This window comes from Caldithrix abyssi DSM 13497 (assembly GCF_001886815.1).
In the GTDB taxonomy this organism is placed as follows: Bacteria; Calditrichota; Calditrichia; order Calditrichales; family Calditrichaceae; genus Caldithrix; species Caldithrix abyssi.
Genome location: NZ_CP018099.1, coordinates 2,506,245 through 2,530,791 on the forward strand (window position 1 = coordinate 2,506,245; position 24,547 = coordinate 2,530,791).

Here is a 24,547-nt window from a genome sequence, read left to right on the forward strand (position 1 = left end):
AAATTTGATTAAACATGCGCAAGAGATGTTAAATCACAATTTTGTCCACGCAGATTTTGCAGATCTTCGCAGAAAGAAATAAAAAAGAAAATCCGCGTGATCTGAGAGAAACTACATTCGCAATGGAATAGCGGAAGAATTTAAGGCCGCTTCTTACCCGTCAACTTTTAAACAGGCAGCCAAACGGCAGGGAACAGTCGAATTCTAAACGCGGCTTTTTTACTCTATTGAACCTCAACGATTTAATCCTTAATTTGTGCCGGTAATAATTGGAAAGTGAAAAGATGATCCTTAAACCAAAAGTTACTTTAGAGCAGCTGATCGAGAAGCTGAGCAAAGACGCAGAATTTCAGCGCAATATTACCCGATGGTTAGTCCTTGAAGAGCAGCCGGCTCGCTTTGCGCCCTTTCCGCAGAATGTTGACCGGAGGCTGGTTCAGGCCTTAAACGAAAAGGGCATTACACAATTGTACACCCACCAGGCAGAAGCCTTCCGTAAGATATCAGCGGGCGAAAATGTAGTCATAGTTACGCCCACCGCATCCGGCAAAACATTAAGCTACAATTTGCCTGTTTTTCAGACCATTCTGCAAAATCCGGAAGCACGCGCTCTTTACCTGTTTCCGACCAAGGCGCTATCGCAGGATCAGGTGCGCGAAACCCAGGACTTAATCCATCGTTTACAGGTAGACATCAAATCGTTCACCTTTGACGGAGACACGCCGGTCGATATTCGGCGTACTATCCGTTCTGCCGGGCATATTGTGGTTACCAATCCGGATATGCTGCATCAGGGCGTGCTGCCGCACCACACTCTGTGGATTAAACTTTTCGAAAATCTGAAGTTTGTAGTGCTGGATGAAATTCATGCCTATCGCGGCGTATTTGGTAGCCATCTGGCTAATTTAATGCGGCGTTTAAAACGCATTTGCGCCTTTTACGGAAGCAGTCCGCAATTCATCTGTTCCAGCGCGACCATTGCCAACCCCAAAGAACTGGCCGAACAGTTGACGGGGCAGCCGGTAACGTTGATCGACAATAATGGCGCGCCGCGCGGGAAAAAGCACTTTTTATTTTACAATCCACCGGTCGTGCATCGGGAGCTGGGCCTGCGTCGATCCGTTGTCAATGAAGTGCGGCAAATCGTGCGCAAATTATTGCCCACTGGCGCGCAGATGATCGTTTTTGCCCGCAGCCGATTGCGCGTGGAAATTTTACTGACCTACCTGCGCCAGGTGGCCAGTCAGCTTAAAATTAATCCCAACCTGGTGCGCGGATATCGGGGCGGATATTTGCCCAAAGAACGACGCCAGATCGAAAACGGCCTGAAAAAAGGCGAAATTCAGGTGGTGGTCAGTACCAATGCCCTGGAATTAGGCATCGATATCGGTCAACTGGACATCAGTATTCTGGCCGGTTATCCGGGCTCCATTGCCAGCACCTGGCAGCAGGCCGGACGCGCTGGCCGGCGGCAGGGCACTTCGCTAACCCTGCTGGTGGCCTCCAGCGCGCCGCTGGATCAATACATCATCGAACATCCCGAATATTTTGCCGAAAAAAATCCGGAAAGCGCGCAGATCGATCCGGATAATTTATTTATCTTGATGAGCCATTTAAAGTGCGCCGCCTTTGAACTGCCTTTTGAAGAAAACGAGGTATTTGCACCGGACATTACCCGTCCCTTGCTCGATTATCTGGTGGAAGAAAACGTGCTGCGCAAAACAGAAGGCAAGTATTTCTGGATGCGGGAAATTTACCCGGCCGACGAGGTCAGCTTGCGCAACAGCAGCCCGGAAAATGTGGTCATCATCGACACCAGCGACCACAACCGCGTTATCGGCGAAGTGGATTTGTTCTCCGCCCCCGAACTGGTGCACAAAGACGCCATCTACATTCATGAGGGCGTTCAGTACCATGTGGACGAGCTGGATTGGGACGAAAAAAAGGCCTACGTTCACCAGGTAAAGGTCAATCACTACACAGATGCCATCACCAAAACCAATATCAAAGTGCTCGATGTGCTGGAAGAAGAAATATTGGATTCCTGCAAAAAGGTTTACGGCGAACTGGCAGTCAGTCGCGTCACTACCGGCTTTAAAAAGATTAAATTTAACACGCATGAAAATATCGGCATGGGGCGTGTGCATTTGCCCGAAATGGAGATGCAAACCAGCGCCATGTGGTGGGAATTTGACGACCGTCTTTTTAGCGATCCCTATTTTCAGGAATCAATCATTGGCGAAGGCTTAAAAGGCATCGCCTACACTTTGAATAATTTAATCCCTCTTTACGTGATGTGCGATGTAACCGATATTTCGGTGGTGCCCATGGTGCGCGCGCCATTCAGCCATAAACCAACCATTTACGTTTACGATAAATATCAGGGTGGGATGGGCCTGAGCAAAAAACTTTACGAAATTGACCGGGAGGTTTTGCAGGGCGTGGCGCAGCATATCAGGCGGTGTCCCTGCACTCATGGCTGTCCATCGTGTACCGGCCCCACCCTGGAAAACACGCTGTTTGGCAAAGAGAGCGCGCTTAAAATTTTGGAGCTACTCAAACTGTAAAACGCCATGGATCTAAAAAAGAAGTTACAATATTATCGACAGGCTACAGAGCGTTCGTCTGATAAAAAAGAAACGGTAAAGGCCGCAAGCAAAGTTCCCGCTTCGGTAAAAGCCCTTGCCGCGCATTTTAACGGACGCCTGCTCGATTATCCCACGCCCATTGTGGAAATTACGTACAGCATGGATGCGGAAGAAACGGCGCCGCAAATTTTGCTGGATCGCCTGACGAAGGGGCAGTTTGCAAAGCCCATTAAGCTGGCCGAGTGCCTATTCTTTGACCTGGAAACAACCGGTCTCAGCGGCGGCGCGGGCACCTATCCCTTTTTGTTAGGCTTCGGCTTTTATGAGGCAAAGCGTTTTAAGGTGGTTCAATATTTTTTACCGGACTTTGGTCGCGATTACTATGCGTTCAAAGAGATCATACCGCTGCTGGAAGGGAAGAGCATTTTAATCTCCTTCAATGGCAAAAGCTATGATTTTCCCCTGTTAAAAACGCGAGCCATTTTAAATCGTTTTACGATCGATCTGGATAGATTCAGCCATCTTGATCTTCTGCACCTTTCCCGCAGAGTGTGGAAGGACAGCCAGGAAAGCTGCGATCTGGCCAGCATTGAACGCGAACAATTAAATATTCGGCGCAGCGGCGATATCCCCGGTTATTTGATTCCAGCCGCCTATTTGCGATTTATCCGGAACGAAGTGATTCACGAAATGATTGCCGTCATCCAGCATAACCGTCAGGATATTATTTCCCTGAACAAGATTTTGTTTAGATTGAGCTCGATCAATCAATCACCAGAAGTGTTGAACGATGGTAAAGCTTTGATGCGTCTGGCAAAATTAGCCTTTGAAATAAACGATTACGATTATTTCGTTCAGGTCGAAAAGCAACTTTTAAAGATTCGGGGTGAGCATCATCCAGAGTTTAAATTATTGTTAAGTTTTTTTTTTAAAAAGCAGGGCAACTGGCAAAGGGCCTGCGCTTTATGGGAATCACTGGTTGCCCATCAGTCCTATTCCTTTGTGGCTCTGGAAGAGCTGGCCAAGGCGCACGAGCATGTTTTCAAAGACTATCAAAAGGCGCTGGAATATTCCGCCCGGGCTTTAAAAATGTACGGCACATTGCAGCAGCTTAACCCGTATTCCGTAAAATCTGCCTGGAAAACAGCCTTTTTGCAAAGATACGAACGCCTGAAATGCAAAATATCTTGACATGATTTGAACAGTTCCCTTATATTAAGCCACAGGTTGTATTAATATCAGTTTAATTTGGAGGAGCTATGGGCTATCAAAATTTAGCAGAAATGTTTTTCGATAAGCGTCAATCCATGCCCGATAAAGTAGGGTATATGTTCAAGAAGGACGGAAAATGGCAATCCGTTACCTTTAAAGAAGCAGTGGATTGGGCAGAAAAATTGGCAGCCGGACTGGCGGCGCTGGGCGTCAAAAAGGACGATCGGGTGGCGATTATTTCCAATAACCGCATTGAATGGGCCCTGGCAGATTATGCCACCATGTCGTTGGGCGCCATGTTGGTTCCGGTTTATCCCTCGCTGCTAAGCCATCAGGTTAAGTACATTGTAAACGATTGCGAAGCCAGAGTTTTATTGGCAGAAGATGAGTTACAGGTTGAAAAGGTTAAAGAAATACAATCGGAATTAAAGACCGTAAAAAATTTCTTTGTTTTTGACGCGCCGGAAAAACTGGAGGAGCCCTGGAAAAAATTATCCGCTCTTGCTGAAATGGGCGAAGAATTTTTACAAAAAAAACCGACCCATATTGCGGATGAGATTAAAAAAGTTAAGCGTGACGACTGGGCTACGATCATTTACACCTCAGGCACCACCGGTGAACCCAAAGGCGCCGTTTTGACCCACGGGAATTTTTTAAGCAATATCGAAGGTATCCTGGGGGTAGTCGATCTTTACGCCGAAGATATTTTTCTTTCCTTTCTTCCCCTGAGCCATATTTTTGAACGGCTTGCCGGCCACTTTTTATCCAATCACCAGGGATCAACTGTGGCCTACGCCGAAAGTATTGATACCGTGGCCGACAACATGCAAGAAATCAAACCGACGGTTATGGTTTCTGTGCCGCGCCTGTACGAAAAAATTTATGCCCGCGTGCTGGAAAATGTGGAAATGGGGCCGCCTTTAAAACGCAAAATCTTTTACTGGGCGCTTGGCGTGGGGCGTGAATACGTGAATTATGTTATGAATAAAAAACCGCTGCCATTTTTACTGAAAAAGAAATACAATCTGGCCAACAAACTGGTCTTCCATAAATTGCAGGAACGGGTTGGCGGTCGAATTCGCTTCTTTGTCAGCGGCGGCGCGCCTCTTTCGGCAGAAATTGCCGAATTCTTTACCGCAGCCGGTTTGATCATTCTGGAAGGTTACGGTTTGACTGAAACATCGCCGGTTATTACGGTGAATTTACCGGATAATTTCAAATTTGGTTACGTGGGCCCGCCTTTGCCCAATGTAGAGGTTAAAATTGATGAAGACGGCGAAATCTTAACCCGCGGTCCACACGTGATGGTTGGCTACTTTAAAAAAGAAGACGCCACGAAAGAGGTTATTGATGATGAAGGCTGGTTTCATACCGGCGACATCGGTTTGATTGACGAAGACGGCTTTTTAAAGATTACGGATCGTAAGAAAAATATCATTGTAACCTCTGGCGGAAAGAACATTGCGCCGCAGCCCATCGAAAACATGCTGGTAACCACGCAATACATAGAACAGGCCGTGGTCATCGGCGATAAACGTAAATTCTGCACAGCGATTATTGTTCCGGCCTTCGAAGCCGTTAAAAACTGGGCGGAACAGCAGGGGAAAACCATCAATACCTACGACGAGATGCTGCAGCTGGATGGCTTAAAGGAACTCATTCGCAAAGAAATTGATCTGGTAAACGAAAACCTGGCCAGATACGAAACCATTAAGGATTTTATCTTTGCCAAACAGCCCTTTTCCATTGAAAGTGGGGAGCTGACGCCCTCTTTAAAGGTGAAGCGTAAAGTGGTCGAAGAAAAATACCGTGATGAAATTGAAGAGATGTACAAAGTTTAAATCTGTTGTGTATGGGGATAATTAAAGAGCATCCGCCCGTTCAGTTGTTTGCAGCGATTACTTTTAATGAACGGGTTGATCTCAAAGAAGTTTTTGCTCATTTGCAGAATTTATGTGGCGCCATCGAAGAGCGCTCTGCGCTCTTCGATTTTGACGCCTTTACCGACTATTATGAATCAGAAATGGGCTCCGGCCTGGAAAAACTTTTTATTACGTTTAAAGAACTGATTCACCCGGAAACATTGCCTGATATTAAAAGGCAGACGAATCAAATTGAGCTGGAAATTTCTAAAAGCAAACAACGCTGCGTAAATATTGATCCGGGCTATCTGACGGTTTCTAAAGTGGTGCTGGCCACAACCAAAGATTACGCCCATCGTCTTTATCTGGGAAAGGGAATATATGGCGACTTGCATCTGGTTTACCAGAAAAAGTCCTTTCGTATTCAGCCCTGGACCTATCCCGATTATCGGCAGCCTCTGGCGATTGAATTTTTTAACAGGCTGCGCGAGACCTATCGCGATAAACTGGAACATGGTAAGTAAAAGCGCAAACCTCACCGGGGATTAATTGTAGGAGCAACGCGTATGACTCTTGATCTTATTGGTTTAATCCTGATCAGTTATTTGTTGGGCTCGTTTCCAACGGCCATTATAGCCGGAAGGCTATTAAAGAAGATCGACATCCGCGAACACGGTAGCGGTAATGCCGGAGCCACCAATGTATTTAGAGTTTTAGGCTGGAAAGCGGCCCTGGCGGTATTATTCATCGATATGATTAAAGGATTTGTGCCGGTCTTTTTTCTGGCGCCGGCCTTCTCTTCTTCTCCTGACCAGGTTATTTATTTTCAGTTAATTGGCGCCATTGCAGCCATTCTGGGGCACATGTACACCATCTTTGCCGGATTTAAAGGCGGTAAAGGCGTGGGGACTTCTGCCGGGGCTTTTTTAGGCCTGGCGCCCTTACCCTTGCTTTTAGCGCTGCTAACCTTTATTGTGGTGGTTTCTCTAACCAGATACGTTTCACTGGGCTCTTTGATTGCTTCGTTAGTGTTTGTGGTCATCCTTATGTTGCAGCGTTTTGCTTTTCAGATGGAGATTCCGGCGGTTCTATTGGGCATCAGCGTTGTCATTGTGGCGCTTATCTGGTATGCGCATCGCAGCAACATTAAACGCCTGTTGCAGGGCAATGAAAATCGCATTGAATTTAAGAAGAAAGGATGAGTCATGCGCATAGGAATGATTGGCGCCGGTAGCTGGGGAACGGCCCTGGCTCTGGTACTGCATGAAAATGGGCACGAAGTACGCTGCTGGACCATTGACGAAGAGAGCTTAAACGATATTCGGCTGAAACAGGAAAATAGCCGCTATTTGCCGGGTATTAAAATACCTTCCGAAATCGTATTTACTTCGGATTTGCGCCTGATTGTGGAAGATCCGGAGATTATTGTCAACGCGGTGCCTTCGCAGGTTACGCGCTCTGCTTTAAGCCTGGTTAAGGAAATTTTTAGCGATCAGGGGCAAATCTGGGTTTCGGTATCCAAAGGTATTGAAAATAAAACCTACAAACGCATAACCCAGGTCATCGAAGAGGTGATGGAAGTGCCGGCGGAGCGGATTGCTGCGCTTTCCGGGCCCAGCCATGCTGAAGAAGTAGCGCGAAAAATTCCCACAGCGATCGTCTCTTCGTCTGCAAGCATCGAAACCGCTCGTAAAATTCAACAGGTTTTCATGAATCAATATTTGCGCATTTACGCCAACGATGATGTGACCGGCGTGGAGCTGGGCGGCGCGCTTAAAAACATTATTGCCCTGGCAGCAGGTATTTGCGACGGGGCAGGGTACGGTGACAACACCAAGGCGGCTTTAATGACGCGCGGCCTGGTAGAAATCAGTCGTCTGGGTGTGGAAATGGGCGCCAGGCCTTCTACCTTTGCCGGTCTGAGCGGCATGGGCGATTTGATCGTTACCTGCATGAGCCGCCATTCAAGAAATCGCTATGTGGGGGAACAGATCGGTAAGGGACGAACGTTAAAAGAAGTGCTGGACGAAATGGTAATGGTCGCAGAAGGCGTGAGAACGGCAGAGTCTGCCTATGAGCTGGCCAAAATGAAAAAGGTGGAAATGCCCATTACCGAACAAATTTACAAAGTACTGTTCGAAAATAAGTCCCCGGGACAGGCCATGCTTGATTTGATGACAAGGGCTTCCAAAATAGAAGATTGGGGAGCTTAAAAAAACGGGCGTCAAATTAAAAACAGGAGAATGCCATGATTAAGTCTATTTTATTGCCCATTGACGGATCTCCGTACACCGAAGCCGTTCTGGACTACGGAGATTTTTTAGCGGAAAAGTTTGGCGCCATTCTACGCATATTAACTGTTATTGATATACGCCTCTTCGACTGGAGCGTGGCTACCAGCGCCGACAGCTTTGTGCCCATCATGCCTTCTACCGAGTTTCAGGAAGAATCGCAACGAATTCAAAACGAAAAGGCCGAAAAGGTTATCCAAAAAGCGTCCGAAATATTGAGCGCTAAAAAACGTACCTTTGAGATCATTAAGGTTTCGGGCATTCCTGTGGATGAGATTTGCCAGGTGGCCAAGACGACGGATATGGTCATCATGGGCATTCGTGGGGAGTATGAAAAGTGGAGCGGAAAACTGCTGGGCGCCACAACCGAATCGGTAACGCGTCAGATTGCCAAACCCATGATGCTGGTGGACAAAGAGTTCAAGCCGTTTGAGCAGATTTACTGCGGCTACGACGGAACGATTGCCGCCAATCATGCGCTGGAAATGGCCGCCTTTCTGGCCTATTCGCTCAACCTGCCGCTACAGGTGGTTTCTGTTTTTGATTCGGATGACGAACGCGAAGAAACGCTTAAAGAAGCCAAACAATACTTAACGCCTTACAAAATCAAATTTGATCTTCGACACGAAACAGGAGACCCTGACGAAACCCTGGTGAACGTCCAGAATAATTCACCCAGACCGTCTTTAATGGTTATCGGCGGTTTTGGCCACTCGCGGCTGCGCGAAGCCATTCTGGGCAGCACCACCGTACACGTTATGCGCAAGGCTAACAAGCCGATTTTGTTGGTGAAGTAGATAATCAAATAACCATTATCACGCGCAGTGCGTGGCAGTGCCCGTTTTCATTCTCAGGCAGTACGGATGAATGGTTGAATAGTTGAATAGTTGAATAGTTGAATAGTTGAATGGTTGAATGGTTGAATGAGAGAGGATACTCTGCAATTCTTCTGTTGTTTCAACGGTATCAGTATGTACTTGTCACAAACCGCAGCGATTTACACAGTTTTTTATTTCTATTTGCGAATTAAAATATTTTGAATCAATCGCCGCCATTTACTATTTTAAGCTTTCCGTTAATTATTATTGAAAAGGAATTGAATGCATCAAGAAGTATTTATCCAGCTCGCTGCCATTTTAGTGCTTGGCATCCTGGCGCAGTGGATTTCCTGGAAAATTCATCTGCCTTCCATTTTGGTCTTACTGCTGACAGGTTTTTTAGTTGGCCCCGTTCTTAATTGGATCGATCCAGATAAACTTTTTGGGGTGGCGCTTTTCCCGATCGTTTCTCTTTCTGTGGCCATTATTCTATTTGAAGGCGGGTTAAGTTTATCGTACAGGCAGTTAAAAAATCTTAAAGATGTTGTGCTGCGGCTGGTGACCATCGGCGTGGCGCTCACCTTTGGCCTGGTTGCCCTAACTGCACATTATGTGTTAAATATGAACTGGCATATTGCCGCCCTATTCGGTTCCATTCTGGTTGTAACCGGGCCCACGGTCATCATCCCATTATTGCACCATTTGCGCGTTAAACGCGAAATCGGCCAGGTTATATTATGGGAGGGAATTGTCAATGATCCCATTGGCGCGACCATGGCGTTAATTGCATTTGAGGTTATCATTGCCGAAAGTTTAGGTCAGGCCATACTGGTTTCCGTACTTGGTATTTTTAAAACGCTTTTAATCGGTACGTTGCTCGGTGCGTTAGGCGCCTTTTTGCTGGTTTTTTTAATGAAACGCTACTGGCTGCCGGAATTTTTGCACAATCCTGTCACGCTCATGGTATTGATTATTATTTTTGGTCTTTCCAATCATTTCCAGGAAGAATCCGGGCTGCTGGCTGTAACATTGATGGGTATTTTTATGGCCAATCAAAAAATGGCGCCGGTGAAACATATTCTTGAGTTTAAAGAAAACCTGCGTTTAATCCTCATTGCCGTATTGTTTATTTTGCTTTCAGCGCGGCTCGAATTGTCGGTTATTCCCTTCACAGAACCTGCGGCCTACTTTTTCTTGTTTTTATTGATTTTTGTGATCCGCCCTGTCATGGTCAGCCTTTCAACGATTGGCACTTCGCTCAACTGGCGTGAACGCGTTTTACTGTTCTGGATGGCGCCTCGCGGTATTGTGGCTGCGGCTGTCTCTTCCATCTTTGGACTTTATCTGGTGGAAAAAGGCATGCCGGAGGGCATGCAGCTGATGTCTTATACGTTTTTTGTGATCGTTGGCACGGTAGCTTTTTACGGACTGACCGCGGGCAGAGTAGCCTCTCTGCTGAAATTATCTTTTGCTCATCCACAGGGAATTTTGATCGTTGGCGCCCATGCCTGGGGCCGTAAACTGGCCAGGTTTTTCAAAGGGCAGGGGATTGATGTTTTGTTGGTGGACTCCAATAAGCACAACGTTAAAATGGCAGAGCGCGAAGGATGCGAAGCGCAGGAAGGAAATATTTTACTGGAAAACTTTCAAGAAGGCCTGGATCTGAGCGGAATCGGCAAGCTGTTTGCTCTCACTTCTAATGACGAAGTGAATACACTGGCCTGTCTCCATTTTGCCGATTTGTTAGGGCGGGAGAATATTTTTCAGATCGCTTACCACGAACCGCAGTTAAATGGCGAACCGGATCGCAATCCCATGTGGCGGGGACGCATCCTCTTTGACAAAGAACTTACTTTCGAAAAGCTGGAAAGCCTGTTTAAAAATGGCGGCGAATTGAAAGTTTTTAAAATAGACGAGTATTACACTTTTGATGATTTTCTGCAGCAAAAAGATAGAAAATATCCCCTGATTTTAAAAAAGGTTAATGGGAAATTGGAAGTATGGGCGGAAGACAAGATGCCGGAACCTGAAATCGGCGACCAAATTCTGGCTATTGTTCTGCCTGTGAAGAATGGGCAGATGGAAAATGGCAAACAAGAGAGGGATTTGCTTTAATACAACTATCTGTGAAAAATATTTTACTTAGCTACCACAAGCGCGCGCCGGTTCTGGCAAAGAAAGTGTATTAACGGAAAATTAGTGAGAAAACTGTGAGCATAGCCGCAACCAAAATCAACCGCAAGGGGCGCAAAGAATGTTAAAAATTATAAATAGTTTCAATTGTCCTCATCATCCGCTTTCCCTGAATAAACGTCTGGGTGAGGGGAAATTGAGCGTTAGGAGTTATTTCCAACGGTGTAAGTGATTTCTGCGCTGGCCAGTTTCGTGCAAAGGCGAGAAAAGGAATGGCAGCCCGGCGAACATTCATTTTGAACCATGATTTACTTGATTTCTGGATTTTCATGATTTGCTTTTTGTGCCTACAAAATTTCTCCTTAAATTTGAGTGTAAACTTTCACGAGTGAAAAAAATCAAGTTAATCCTGTAATCATATTAATCAAGGTTCAAAACCTAAAGGCAGCACATCCGCAACCAAAAACATTCCCGCAGGAATTTAAGCAACCGCAGCGAGCATAGAAAAGTCGCAAAGAGCGCAAAGAATGTTAAAAATTATAAATAGTTTCAATTACCTTCATCATCCGCTTTCCCTGAATAAACGTCTGGGTGAGGGGAAATTGAGCGTTAGGAGTTATTTCCAACGGTGTAAGTGATTTCTGCGCTGGCCAGTTTCGTGCAAATGCGAGAAAAGGAAAGACAGTCGGCGGCCATTCATTTTGAACCAAGATTTACTTGATTTCTGGATTTTCATGATTTGCTTTTTGTGCCTACAAAATTTCTCCTTAAATTTGAGTGTAAACTTTCACGAGTGAAAAAAATCAAGTTAATCCTGTAATCATATTAATCAAGGTTCAAAACCTAAAGGCAGCACATCCGCAACCAAAAACATTCCCGCAGGAATTTAAGCAACCGCAGCGAGCATAGAAAAGTCGCAAAGAGCGCAAAGAATGTTAAAAATTATAAATAGTTTCAATTACCCTCATCATCCCCTTTCCCTTAATAAACGTCTGGGTGAGGGGAAATTGAGCGTTAGGAGTTATTTCCAACGGTGTAAGTGATTTCTGCGCTGGCCAGCTTCGTGCAAATGCGAGAAAAAGAAAGACAATCGGTGGCCATTCATTTTGAACCATGATTTACTTGATTTCTGGATTTTCATGATTTGCTTTTTGTGCCTACAAAATTTCTCCTTAAATTTGAGTGTAAACTTTCACGGGTGAAAAAAATCAAGTTAATCCTGTAATCATATTAATCAAGGTTCAAAACCTAAAGGCAGCACATCCACAAACAAAAACATTCCCGCAGGAATTTAAGCAACCACAGCGAGCATAGAAAAGTCGCAAAGGGCGCAAAGAATGTTAAAAATTATAAATAGTTTCAATTACCCTCATCATCCCCTTTCCCTGAATAAACGTCTGGGTGAGGGGAAATTGAGCGTTAGGAGTTATTTCCAACGGTGTAAGTGATTTCTGCGCTGGCCAGTTTCGTGCAAATGCGAGAAAAGGAAAGACAGTCGGCGGCCATTCATTTTGAACCATGATTTACTTGATTTCTGGATTTTCATGATTTGCTTTTTGTGCCTACAAAATTTCTCCTTAAATTTGAGTGTAAACTTTCACGAGTGAAAAAAATCAAGTTAATCCTGTAATCATATTAATCAAGGTTCAAAACCTAAAGGCAGCAGAGCCGCAACCAAAAACATTCCCGCAGGAATTTAAGCAACCACAGCGAGCATAGAAAAGTCGCAAAGGGCGCAAAGAATGTTAAAAATTATAAATAGTTTCAATTACCCTCATCATCCCCTTTCCCTGAATAAACGTTTGGGTGAGAGGAAATTGAGCGTTAGGAGTTATTTCCAACGGTGTAAGTGATTTCTGCGCTGGCCAGTTTCGTGCAAATGAGAGAAAAGGAAAGACAATCGGTGGCCATTCAACCATTCAACCATTCAACCAATCAACCAATCCAGCGGCATAAAAAATTTTCAAATCCGCCACGCGGGACTGAATATTTAAAGGGGAATATTTTAAATTACTAACATAATAACAAAGTAATCAGATAGTTAGCTCGCTTTTTTGTTTTATTTTTTTTGAATAAATAAAGGTTCTTTTGAATTTTTCTTGCTTATTATTTTTTTATCTAATAAATTGTGGCCATCGTCACTTATTAACTAATAAGCAGGAGGGCTTATGCGTAATTTAATCAAAATTTTGGTGATGGCTACGTTTGTATTTGGTCTTGTAGCCTGTGGTGGAGAGAAGAAAGCAGAACCACAAAAAGAAACCGTGACCACCGAAACGGCACAACCCGATACCGCTGCAAAAGCCGACACAACCATGCAGGATACAACTCAGGCAGAAATGTAGTCGCTGTATTCTAACGAAATTGTTTTTTCGGATTTTGAAGGCTGATCTTTCGAAAGGTCAGCCTTTTTTGTAAGAAAGGAATCAAACAATGTCCTGGCTAAGTTTTCTAAAAGAGATCGAATTATTTAAAGACCTGACAGAAAAGGAACTGGAATTATTAAACGAGCATTTTCAGGAGCGTTCGCTAGCCGAGAATCAGCCGCTTTTTTATGAAAACCAACCGCGCAAAGAATTTTTTTTAATTTACGAAGGCAAGGTTGAGCTGTATAAAACCACGCCTTTTGGCGAAGAAAAGCGCATAGCCGTTTTTAACGCCGGCGATTTTCTGGGAGAAGGCGCCTTGTTGGACGACGATCCCCATTCCACCTCGGCGCGAACCGTTGTACCCACCAAAATCTTAAAAATAGATTTAAATGATTTTAAAGAGCTGCTGGCCAGAAATCCGCAAATGAGCGCTAAAATTGTTGCGCGAACGGCGCGCGTTATTGCCCGCCGTATGCGACAGACCACTACCCAGGTGGCCAATATTGCCACTCAGTATCTTTCAGGCCGCACGCGCCTGGAACACGATTTGTTGGGAGAACGCGAGGTGCCTGCCGAAGTCTATTACGGCGTTCAAACCCTGCGGGCGCTGGAAAATTTTAACATAACCGGCATCAGCATTGCCCACTACCAGTCGTTGATCGAAAGTCTGGCTATGGTAAAGATGGCCGCGGCAAAGGCAAACCGAGACCTTGGGCTACTTGATAAAAATATTGCCGAGGCGATCATCACCGCCTGTCGGGAAATTATTGAAGGAAGATGGCATACCAATTTTGTGGTGGACGTCATTCAGGGCGGCGCCGGCACTTCCACCAATATGAACGCCAATGAGGTGATTGCCAATCGCGCGCTTGAGATTTTAGGCCACAAGCGAGGCGAATACCAATATTGTCATCCTAATAATCACGTCAATCTTTCGCAATCAACCAATGACGTCTATCCCACGGCTTTAAAAATTGCGCTTTTTCGCAGCACGCAAAAATTAATCCAGGTGTTGAAGAACTTAATCGAATCGTTTAACCGCAAAGCCAGAGAGTTTGCCGATGTCATTAAAATCGGACGTACGCAGTTGCAGGACGCCGTGCCCATGACCCTGGGACAGGAAATGGAGGCCTACGCCTCAACGCTCAGCGAAGAGGTGGAACGTTTGCAACAAAACGCCCAGCTCTTTCTGGAAGTGAATCTGGGCGGAACGGCCATCGGCACCGGTATTAACGCCCATCCGGAATACGGCAAATTGGCAGTGCAATATCTGGCGGAGATCAGCGGTATTCCGGTTAAATTAGCGCCCAATCTGGTGGAAGCCACGCAAGACACCGGCGCCTTTGTCATGTTTTCTTCCGCCTTAAAGCGGCTGGCCGTAAAATTGTCCAAAATCGCCAGCGATCTGCGCCTGCTTTCTTCAGGACCCAGAGCCGGGCTGAATGAAATTAATCTGCCCAAAATGCAACCAGGCTCATCCATCATGCCCGGTAAGGTTAATCCGGTCATCCCGGAAGTCGTAAACCAGATCGCTTACAAGGTAATCGGCAACGATCTGACCATAACCATGGCCGCCGAAGCCGGTCAGCTTGAACTTAACGTGATGGAGCCGGTCATGGCTCAGAGTTTGTTTGAGTCCATTGAGATGTTGAAGAACGGCATGCTGACCTTTAAATACCGCTGTGTGGACGGCATTACCGCCAATCGCGAACGCTGTCGGGAGATGGTGGAAAACAGCATCAGTCTGGTTACGGCTTTGAACCCCGTTTTGGGATATGAAACCTGTACCGAAATTGCCAGAGAAGCGCTGGAACAAAATAAAGGCGTTTACGAACTGGTTTTAGAAAAAGGCCTTCTTACGCGCGAAGAACTGGATGAATATCTGAAGCCAGAAAATATGATCGCTCCCAAGGTTGTCGCCAAAAAGTGAAAAATTAAATCGTATTAACGTTTATGCGGCGGTAAAATCGCTTACAATAGAAATTGACCAATTTAATGGGAACCGCCTGTCATTTGCTTCGTAGTTTCAATAGAAAAGATGCCCGGTTCGTAAGACCAGAAAGCCGGGCCTTTAAAAAACTACCAATTAGCAGGGAAAATTTTTTGTTAGTTTTAACAGCAGCCAAACGATTTGAAGCATGGAAAAAGCATTTAAATTAGTTTCCAGTTACAAGCCGCAGGGAGATCAGCCTCAGGCCATTGCCGGCCTGGTGGAAGGCCTGACGCGGGGCGAAAAATTTCAGACTTTGTTAGGCGTTACGGGAAGCGGCAAAACCTACACGATGGCTAATGTCATTGCGCAGGTGAACAAACCCACGCTCATTATTTCGCACAATAAAACGTTGGCCGCACAATTGTACGGCGAGTTTAAGGGCTTTTTCCCGGAAAACGCGGTGGAGTACTTCATCAGTTATTACGATTACTATCAGCCGGAAGCCTACATTCCCACCACGGACACCTACATCGAAAAAGATTCCAGCATCAATGATGAGATAGACCGTCTGAGACTCAAAGCCACCAGCTCGTTGCTGGCCAGAAGAGATGTGATTGTGGTGGCCAGCGTCAGCTGCATCTATGGCATCGGGTCGCCTTCGGACTACATGAGCATGCTGGTCATGTTGCGCGTGGGCGATCATTTTAACCGCCAGGACCTGTTGATGCGTCTGGTGGACATCCAGTACACGCGCAATGACTTTGATTTTCAGCGGGGCACCTTTCGCATCCGTGGAGATATTGTGGATATTTTCCCGGCCTACGAGGAGTTCGCCTATCGAATTGAATTTTTTGGCAGTGAAGTCGATTCCCTTAAAACTCTTGATCCCGTTTCCGGCCGCACCATGGAAAGTGTAGATCATGCGGTGATTTTTCCGGCCAAGCATTTTGTAACACCGGCGGAGAAGTTAAAGACGGCCATCGAAAACATTCGCCTGGAGCTGCAAGAGCGGCTGAAGGAACTGCGCGCGCAGAATAAATTGCTTGAAGCTCAGCGCTTGGAGATGCGCACCAATTTTGACATTGAAATGATGCAGGAGATCGGTTACTGTTCGGGAATTGAAAACTATTCGCGCCATCTTTCCGGCAGAGAGCCCGGGCAGCCGCCTTACACTTTAATCGACTTTTTTCCTGAAGATTTTTTAATGATCATCGACGAATCGCATCAAACCATTCCCCAGCTGCGGGCCATGTATAACGGCGATCGTTCGCGCAAGGAGACGCTGGTGGAATATGGTTTTCGTCTGCCCAGCGCGCTGGACAACCGGCCGCTTAGATTCGAAGAGTTTGAACAGCGCATCCATCAGGTGATCTTTGTTTCGGCAACGCCCGGCGATTATGAACTGGAAAAATGCAAGGGCGTGGTTGTGGAGCAGGTGATTCGTCCTACCGGTCTGGTGGATCCGGAAATAGAAATTCGGCCGGTGGCCACGCAGATCGACGATTTGATTCATGAAATAAAAGAGCGCGTAAAACGTAAGGAGCGCACGCTGGTAACCACCTTAACCAAGCGCATGGCAGAGGATTTAACCGATTATTTGCAGGCGGCGGGCATTCGCGTCCGCTATTTACACTCCGAAATCGACGCGCTGGAACGCGTGGGTATTTTGCGCGATTTACGTCTGGCTGAATTCGATGTGCTGGTGGGCGTTAACCTGCTGCGCGAGGGGCTGGATCTGCCGGAGGTTTCACTGGTCGCCGTGCTGGATGCCGACAAGGAGGGTTTTTTGCGTTCGTATGTTTCTTTGATGCAAACAGCCGGAAGGGCGGCCCGAAATGTAGACGGCAGGGTGATCTTTTACGCCGATCGCATGACCGAATCCATGCGTAAAACGATCGATGAGTGCAATCGCCGCCGCAAAAAACAGATAGCCTATAACGAGCAAATGGGCATAACCCCGAAAACCATTTTTAAAACCGCAGAAGAGATTTTGAAAACCACCACCGTGGCCGACGTGCGCAAACAGTTGCCCAAAGTGGCCGAACCGCAGGTGGAGTATGGCGACCATTTGAGCCGGGAAGAGCTCATCGAGCGCTTGAACAACGAAATGCAAATTGCGGCGGCCAACCTGGAATTTGAACGGGCGGCCATTTTACGCGACGAGATCAAGCGTCTTAAAGCCATGCGTGCCTGAGTTTTACCCTGCTTACAGATCAAAAAAAAGCGGGCAGAAATCATCCTGCCCGCTTTTATAGGTGCATGACAATTCACTGTCAGGCGTTTTATTGAACCAGCAGCATTTTTTTGCTGAAGACAAAATTATTGGCTCGCAGCTGGTAGATGTAAACGCCGGAAGGCGCCTTATTTCCTCGTAAGTCCCTGCCGTCCCATTTAACCTGATAGGTACCGGCCGACAGCGTTTGATTGATCAGCCGGTCAATCAGTTTGCCGTTAATATCAAAAACATTCAATTGAACGTTTGCGCTGCCTTCTTTTAGGGCGGGAATGCTGAAGGCAATTTGCGTGGAACCGTTAAAGGGGTTGGGGAAGTTCTGTTCCAGCATAAATTCCGTTGGCGTGTTGCCGGCGATCGGTTGTAAGTTTTGCCCGTCCTTTTGCACAGTTGCCGATATGGGCCCAAAGGTCTGCCTGGAGCCGTCCAGATCGTGGGAGATGAGTTTGTACCAGTACGTAAAGTTAGGTTGAACGTTTTGGTCGATAAAACGGTAAGCCGTTTCAGCGGAGCTGCTGCCGCTGGCTTTTAATTGGGGATGGTCCTTGTAGGTGGCAATGGTTTCAAAGGGCCCGTTTTCATCCAGAGCGCGTTGAATTTCAAAGCCCAGTACATCGATTTCGGACTGCGTGGTCCACTGAAGAAGAACGGATTGGCCCGAAGCGGCTGCTGTAAAGCTATTCAGGGTAACAGGGAGGGAGGCGTCATTAAATAAAATAGTTGCACCATTAGTGTTTTCAATATCATTATTTCCGTCATCGAATTCAGCCCTATTCCACCAATTTTCGTCAATGCTCCATCCTTCACTCATTCCATCTACCGCATCTGGCGTACTCGAACCTCCCCAATCATTAGTACAGTCACCATTGTTTGCCCAATAATCAGAACCTGTTGTTATTTCATTTAAAAAAGTTGCACACCAAAAGGTAAAATTTTCCCCTGGAGAAATTTCTAGAGAAGCTAAGGGAAGCCTTGCCTCAACTACATCATTTGTCGTGCTTATAGCTACTTGAACTCCAGAGGGAGTATACCATGAAATACCGCCAGTTATATCCCAAAATTCGGCAGTTGGAATTCCTGAAGTTCCTGTATGAAGAATTACATTGAAATCAATATTTGGTGTACCTTCAATAAAAGTATTTGCTTCGTCACCAATCCAGTTAGCTGTTCCTCCACTACCAGTTGAAAAAGCAAAAGCTATATTAGGAAGATTAATGTCAGTAATATCATTCAATTTTATCAAAATATATAGATATGTTCCATCCTGCCCAATCCTTAATTCCCACATGTCATAATTTTCATTATTCAAGTCTCTTGCATCTCCAATTTTACCTTTATAAATCCATTGCCCATTGAAATAATTAGATTGATGGAGAGAAAGAGATGTCGTATAATTGTAATTACCATCATTACTTTCCCAATCACTGGGGTCACCATCTACTATTATTGAATATTGTTGAGAGAATAATGGATTTAACATTATTGAAAATAATAAAATTTGTAAAAAAAAAATTCTCATCGCAAACTCCTCCTCATCATTAAGTGAAATTTAGTAATAAAAAAATTAGTTACTAAAATAAAAAAAATTGTATATTAGAGCACAATTTTTGTGAAATTTTTTTGGCTCTACTGGGATTTTTGTGAAAAACAAAAATAATCCTTAGATTGAGTTTATGAAAGATAAAGAATTATTTAAACAGATTTTGGGACTTTCGCATCCCTGGGAAGTTTCTAAAGTTGACTTAGATATTGCGAATGAGGAAGTAGAAATAGAGATTATCTATAAGTCAAAAAAAGGTTTTTGTCCCGAATGCGAAGTGGAATATGATATTTATGATCACCGCGAAAAACGTCGTTGGCGGCATTTGGATACATGCCAAATGAAGACCTATATTGTCTGCAAAGTACCCCGCATTAAATGCAAGGAACATGGAGTAAAAACGATCAAAGTACCTTGGGCAGAAAAGTCGAGTCGAACGACTTTATTATTTGAACGTTTTGCTATTGAGTTATTACTGGCCTCCAAGAACCAGAGCAAAACGGCACAATTTTTACGGATCAGCTTTGATATGCTTCATCATATAATGAGCAAAGCAGTGGAACGCGGGCTATCACGCCGAACGGAAGAGGACATTAAATATATCGGGATAGATGAGAAGAGTATGAAAAGAGGTCATACTTATGTAAGCGTATTATCCGATAGTGAAAGAAGACGTGTAATAGATGTAAGTGAAGGTCGCACAACAAGCTCTGCCAGTTCGTTAATAAACAAGGGATTAACAGAGAAACAAAAGGAGGGCCTCAAAGCGGTCAGTATGGATATGTGGAAAGCTTTTATTAAAGCTGTTCAAAAGGAGCTTCCCAATGCTTCCATAGTGCATGACAAATTTCATATAATGAAGTATTTAAATGATGGAGTGGATAAAACCAGACGAGAGGAAGCCCGTAAATTACAAAAATCTAATGATAAAACCTTAGTGAAAAGTAAATATTTATTTTTAAAGAATCTGGAAAATATGACGGACAAGCAATTATCGCGTTTCAGAAAAATTCAAGAACTTAACCTTATCACTTCCCAGGCTTGGGCGGCCAAAGAGAACTTCAAAGAATTCTTTAGGAGTGAAACAATAAATGATGCGAAATTTTTTTTTGCGGAATGGTATCAGGATATTAAGGAACGTTCTTTAAATAAAATGATTAAAGTAGCAAAAATGCTCATTGCTCATTCAGATGGCTTATTAAACTATATAAGATATCAGATAGATAATTCAGTAGCCGAATGGTTGAACGGCAAGATACAGGAGATAAAAACAGTTGGTAGAGGCTTTAGAAAATTTGAAAATTTTAGGATAGCAATACTTTTCTTTCTTGGTAAATTAGACCTTTTTCCACAGGAATCCCAGTAGAGCCATTTTTTTTTATCTTTTTAAAAAAATATTGGGAGGCTGCTATGCGTAGAGTGTTGCTGGGCCTGGCGCTTGTTCTTCTTTTTAGTTTCGCCAATCTCTTTGCCAATCCCTGGAACGGCAGAATTGTCCTGCAGGGATTTTGGTGGGACTACTGGAACAACAACTATCCAAACAACTGGGCAACCTATCTGGCCGATCTGGCGCCGCGCTTGAGTGAAATGGGTATCGATTACGTCTGGATTCCGCCAACGGTTAAAAACCATTCAACCTCTTCCAATGGTTATGCGCCGTTCGACCATTACGATCTGGGAGACAAATATCAAAAGGGAAGTACCAGTACGCGCTTTGGCAACAAAGACGAATTTTTAAGAGCCGTGGCCGTTTTGCACGCCAATGGCCTGCGCGTTATTCAGGATGTGGTCTGGAATCACCTGGCTAACGCTGGCTCTAACACCGGCGCCGGCGGATCGGATCCCGCCGCCTGGGGAAACACCTGGAAAAATTTCAGATACGTTTGCTACGCCACGCCGGTAACCGATGAAAGCGAAGCCGACTATTTCAACCGGCAGGGACGCTTTTTCAAGAACTGGCAAAACTTTCATCCCAATCCCGATCATAATCAAAACGACGACGACTGGACCGGTGAATTCTGGGGACCCGATTTGTGCTACTATCAGGGCGCTTACGGACAGAGCAGTAATTGCACCTACAATCCCGAACAATCGCCGGATTACGTGCGTAACGGCATGCGCACCTGGAATATCTGGCTAAAAAAACAAACCGGCATCGACGGCTACCGCATTGACGCGGCCAAACACTTCCCGTACTGGGCGACCAAAGATTTTTTGTGGAACCTACAGCACGACGCGGGCTGGGCTTCCGGCGGAGATACCATGTTTGCCGTGGGTGAGTATGTGGGCAGTAAAAGCGAAATGGATACCTGGGTAGACAACGTCAATAACAGCGACGGCTTTTCCGACGTGGTGGGCACCATGGATTTCAGCCTGCGGCAGGCTCTGCGCGACATGGTCTATTCCTTTGGCTCTTACGACATGGGCACCATCCCTTCGGCTCAGCAGGATCGCCGGACGCGTACCGTGCCCTTTGTCAACAGCCACGACACCTTCCGACCCATTCTGGACAGCAACGGCAACTACAGCGGCTGGGATACTTACAATGAATTAGGCGGCGGGCACATTGATCCCTATGAACCGCGCGTTGAAGTGGCCTACGCCATTGCCTTTGCCGTGGACGGTTCGCCGTCTGTTTTTTTTGAAGATTTGTTTGACATTGGCGCTAATGGCAATCGCTGGGATCACCATCCCAACGATCCCAATGAGCTGCCAGCCCGCGATTATCTGGTGAATCTCATCTGGTGCCATCAAAAATTGAATTTTAAAGACGGAGAATACAAAGTGCGCTGGCAGGCGCAGGATTTACTGATCATCGAGCGCAGCGCGCGGGCCATCATCGGCGCCAACGACAGCTGGGATCAATGGCAGTCGGCCACCATTACCACCGATTTTGCGCCTGGAACCGTTTTGAAAGATTACAGCGGCGCCAATTCCGGAACCATTACGGTGGACAACAATCAGCAGGTAACCATCTGGGTGCCGCCCTGCGACGGCTCCAACATCCGGCGCGGTTATTGTGTGTACGGCCCGGACGGTATTTCCGGCCCGGTTACCCATCAGGTGCGAACAACCACTCAGGAATGGGAAATGGCCGACGATCTGGGAGACAGCCATGAATGGTCGTTAGGGCAGGGCGGGCGTTTGCCTTCGTACAGCACTGCTCTGCGAACCATCGGCAAAATCTGGTCCGAAGCCGGAGAGCAAGTAACCATTGAAGTCTATCCGGAAGACGCCGCGCAATCGTACACTCTGCGCATTTACAATGATCAAAATCAACAAATGGCCTCTTTTACGCACACCGGCGCGGGCACGTTTTATTTCACGCCCACCTATCAGGAATGGCTTACGCTTAAAATTCGCAATACGGATTCCAATACGCCGGGCCAGAAGGTGTGGGTAAAGGCCACCTATCTTGGTCCGCAAGTCATTGACCAGGGCGCCTCGCTGGTGGGAGAACAGGGCGTGATTTACGATTTCAGGTTATTCAATAACTATCCCAATCCTTTCAATCCATCTACCACGCTGGCCTTTGAAATCCCGAAAGCGGGGCAGGTGCGCCTGGTAATTTATGATTTGAACGGACGGCTGGTAAAAACGCTGTTTGATAGTCGCGTCGCACAGGGGCGTCACCAGCTGCAGTGGGATGGCACGAATTTTAACGGAGATGCCCTGCCTTCGGGCGTGTATTTTGCCCGTCTGATTTTTGACGGAAAAACGCGCACGCAAAAACTGGTCCTTTTAAAATAGTCGCTGGATGATTACGCGATGCCTGTGAGCGATTTTTAGCGCGGCGCGGATCAAATCTTTAATGACCATTGAATGCCTGAGGTAGGGAAGCGCATGCGGTAGAGGAGGAGACCACTTTTGACCGTCTGTCTCTTTATTTTGGGGAGGCCAGGACGGCTAACAGGAATTTTAATACAAAAGCCCTGAAATTTCAGGGCTTTTGTGTTTAGGGGAATAAACCGAACGGTTTGTTACTTAATCAATATCATTTTGCCGTTTTGCCGCTGTCCGCTGGCGCGATCGGTCAGGGAATAAAAATAGATGCCCGAGGTTAGGTCGCGGCCCAGCTGATTAAGCGATAACTGCCAATCGTGCTGACCGGCGCCGGAGAACTGCCGTTCCTCCGAAAATATTTTCTGCCCACGGGTGTTGTAAATCGACAATAAAATGCTGGCGTTGGCCTTAGAAGTAAAGCGAATGGTTGTGCAAGGGTTAAAGGGATTGGGAAAGTTGCCCAACAGGCGAAAATCAATATCCTGCACACTGTTTTCGCTCAGGGCTGCAGGTACGGAATTGAGCGGTACGTTCATCTGATAGGTGTCCAGAATGTTGTGGTTGGCGGACATATCCCAGTCATAGGCTGTGTCGTCATCCGGGCAGGAGTCAAAATTACCGTGGTTGTTATTATCGCCAGTAATGTAGAACTGCACGTCGCCCACATCCGGAGTGCCCATCTCGCTTTTCAGAATGCGTATTTCGATCCATCCATCCACCACGTGATTGACAGAGATGGTGTCGGCAAACTCGCTTTGCTCAAGCCCCACATATCCGTCCCAACTCGTGCCGGTCCAATAATTCAATTCCGCGTAGTTAATATCCTGGTCGCCGCTGCCGCCAAAATGTCCGCGTGGGGCATAGTCGGGCAGATCCGCATGGGCGTAATCGATGGCGCGAGACCAGGAGTCGTAAGAGCCTCCGCCGCTTTTGGTATTGACGATGAACGCCCAGCTCATCCATTTAGCGGCAGACACCTCGGCGCCAAAATAGATGTAGTTTTCGTCGTCCGTTACGTAAATCTTTTTAGCGTTGGCTTCGGCAAATCCGGGAATGCCATCAGCCACATGCACCGGTTGTCCCCATACCGCCTCGCCGTCAAATATGCCGTCAATGACCGGCGTACCAGCAAAAATTGTGCAGGAAAATAAAAGAATAATTAAGGAACTTTTTAACACGCTCATAACGATCCTCCTTCTTTAGGTAATAAAATATCTTATGAATTGAAAACGATTTTTGCTTTATCTAATAATGCAGCACAGCGGCTGCTTTTTTTCACGCAGATTGCTCAGATGCGCGCAAACACAAAAAAATGTGTAAATTAATGTGATCTACACAAAGCACATACTTCCACCGTTGAATCAGCGGAAGAGTCTCGTGCTGGCCATTTCCACTCAACCATTCAACTCGCTTTAGATTTTCCGGGCTGGCGTCGCTCCGTCCCGCCCTTATGAAACGCCGTTGAAAATGACAGGCCGAAGACTATTCAACCATTCAACCATTCAACTAATAATCCATTTCGGCTGCATAAAAATTTTCAAACGCTAAAGAGTTACTTCTTACTAATTACTAATAAAGTATTCTCCAAGGAAGCGTAGCCGCAACCAAAACAAACCGCAAAGAGCACAAAGAAGTCACAAAGTACGCAAAGAAAAAATAAAACCAATTATTCTACATGTTAGTAAGAAACTCATCATGCCGGGGCTGGGGGATGAGTTTTTAAAACAGCACAAAAATTTTCAAATCCCGCCAGCGCGGGACTAGATCTTTCAGAAGAAGTATCCT

17 protein-coding genes are annotated in these 24,547 nt (G+C 45.9%); 13 read left to right on the forward strand and 4 right to left on the reverse strand.

Annotated elements, in window-relative coordinates:
• The first annotated feature begins 284 nt into the window (after nucleotides 1-284).
• The 8 genes from Cabys_RS09720 (at nucleotide 285) to Cabys_RS09755 (ending at nucleotide 10,886) form a co-directional block, all read left to right on the forward strand.
• Nucleotides 285-2,567 (forward strand): DEAD/DEAH box helicase, encoded by a 2,283-nt coding sequence (locus tag Cabys_RS09720; RefSeq protein WP_006930161.1) that lies wholly within the window; start codon nucleotides 285-287, stop codon nucleotides 2,565-2,567.
• A 6-nt stretch (nucleotides 2,568-2,573) separates the two neighbouring features.
• A complete protein-coding gene (locus Cabys_RS09725) occupies nucleotides 2,574-3,779 on the forward strand; it encodes a ribonuclease H-like domain-containing protein (protein ID WP_006930162.1) in 1,206 nt (401 codons plus the stop codon).
• A gap of 68 nt (nucleotides 3,780-3,847) precedes the next feature.
• Nucleotides 3,848-5,641: an AMP-dependent synthetase/ligase gene (locus Cabys_RS09730; RefSeq protein WP_006930163.1), complete on the forward strand. Its 1,794-nt coding sequence runs from the start codon at nucleotides 3,848-3,850 to the stop codon at nucleotides 5,639-5,641.
• 11 nt (nucleotides 5,642-5,652) lie between these two features.
• Complete coding sequence (locus Cabys_RS09735; protein WP_006930164.1) at nucleotides 5,653-6,186, forward strand: DUF4416 family protein; 534 nt, start codon at nucleotides 5,653-5,655, stop codon at nucleotides 6,184-6,186.
• Between the two features lie 42 nt (nucleotides 6,187-6,228).
• The gene (gene plsY / locus Cabys_RS09740) at nucleotides 6,229-6,864 is read left to right on the forward strand and encodes a glycerol-3-phosphate 1-O-acyltransferase PlsY (protein ID WP_006930165.1); all 636 of its coding nucleotides are present in this window, start codon (nucleotides 6,229-6,231) and stop codon (nucleotides 6,862-6,864) included.
• A 3-nt stretch (nucleotides 6,865-6,867) separates the two neighbouring features.
• Entirely contained in the window at nucleotides 6,868-7,875 is a 1,008-nt protein-coding gene (locus Cabys_RS09745) for an NAD(P)H-dependent glycerol-3-phosphate dehydrogenase (RefSeq protein ID WP_006930166.1), read from the forward strand.
• A 35-nt stretch (nucleotides 7,876-7,910) separates the two neighbouring features.
• Nucleotides 7,911-8,750, forward strand: coding sequence for a universal stress protein (locus Cabys_RS09750; protein ID WP_006930167.1), 840 nt, complete (start codon nucleotides 7,911-7,913; stop codon nucleotides 8,748-8,750).
• A gap of 303 nt (nucleotides 8,751-9,053) precedes the next feature.
• Nucleotides 9,054-10,886: a cation:proton antiporter gene (locus tag Cabys_RS09755; protein ID WP_006930168.1), complete on the forward strand. Its 1,833-nt coding sequence runs from the start codon at nucleotides 9,054-9,056 to the stop codon at nucleotides 10,884-10,886.
• 142 nt (nucleotides 10,887-11,028) lie between these two features.
• Here the strand turns inward: Cabys_RS09755 and Cabys_RS09760 are convergent, their stop codons facing one another.
• Together Cabys_RS09760 and Cabys_RS20040 are read right to left on the reverse strand one after the other, a co-directional pair.
• Entirely contained in the window at nucleotides 11,029-11,235 is a 207-nt protein-coding gene (locus Cabys_RS09760) for a hypothetical protein (RefSeq protein WP_044281305.1), read from the reverse strand.
• A 604-nt stretch (nucleotides 11,236-11,839) separates the two neighbouring features.
• Complete coding sequence (locus tag Cabys_RS20040; RefSeq protein WP_071961274.1) at nucleotides 11,840-12,019, reverse strand: hypothetical protein; 180 nt, start codon at nucleotides 12,017-12,019, stop codon at nucleotides 11,840-11,842.
• Between the two features lie 1,053 nt (nucleotides 12,020-13,072).
• Between Cabys_RS20040 and Cabys_RS20045 the strand changes: the two genes are divergently transcribed.
• From Cabys_RS20045 to uvrB, 3 genes are all read left to right on the forward strand, one after another.
• On the forward strand, nucleotides 13,073-13,249 hold the full coding sequence (locus Cabys_RS20045) for a hypothetical protein (protein WP_006930169.1): 177 nt from the start codon (nucleotides 13,073-13,075) through the stop codon (nucleotides 13,247-13,249).
• 88 nt (nucleotides 13,250-13,337) lie between these two features.
• On the forward strand, nucleotides 13,338-15,203 hold the full coding sequence (aspA, locus tag Cabys_RS09775) for an aspartate ammonia-lyase (protein WP_006930170.1): 1,866 nt from the start codon (nucleotides 13,338-13,340) through the stop codon (nucleotides 15,201-15,203).
• Between the two features lie 208 nt (nucleotides 15,204-15,411).
• Nucleotides 15,412-17,400: an excinuclease ABC subunit UvrB gene (gene uvrB, locus Cabys_RS09780; protein ID WP_006930171.1), complete on the forward strand. Its 1,989-nt coding sequence runs from the start codon at nucleotides 15,412-15,414 to the stop codon at nucleotides 17,398-17,400.
• 88 nt (nucleotides 17,401-17,488) lie between these two features.
• Here the strand turns inward: uvrB and Cabys_RS19640 are convergent, their stop codons facing one another.
• Entirely contained in the window at nucleotides 17,489-18,958 is a 1,470-nt protein-coding gene (locus tag Cabys_RS19640; RefSeq protein ID WP_006930172.1) for a FlgD immunoglobulin-like domain containing protein, read from the reverse strand.
• 154 nt (nucleotides 18,959-19,112) lie between these two features.
• Between Cabys_RS19640 and Cabys_RS09790 the strand changes: the two genes are divergently transcribed.
• Entirely contained in the window at nucleotides 19,113-20,345 is a 1,233-nt protein-coding gene (locus Cabys_RS09790; protein ID WP_006929573.1) for an ISL3 family transposase, read from the forward strand.
• A gap of 44 nt (nucleotides 20,346-20,389) precedes the next feature.
• Nucleotides 20,390-22,729: an alpha-amylase domain-containing protein gene (locus Cabys_RS09795; protein ID WP_006930173.1), complete on the forward strand. Its 2,340-nt coding sequence runs from the start codon at nucleotides 20,390-20,392 to the stop codon at nucleotides 22,727-22,729.
• A 230-nt stretch (nucleotides 22,730-22,959) separates the two neighbouring features.
• On the opposite strand, the gene Cabys_RS09800 is transcribed toward Cabys_RS09795, so the two are convergent.
• Nucleotides 22,960-23,946: a T9SS type A sorting domain-containing protein gene (locus Cabys_RS09800; protein ID WP_044281307.1), complete on the reverse strand. Its 987-nt coding sequence runs from the start codon at nucleotides 23,944-23,946 to the stop codon at nucleotides 22,960-22,962.
• Nucleotides 23,947-24,547: the final 601 nt, after the last annotated feature.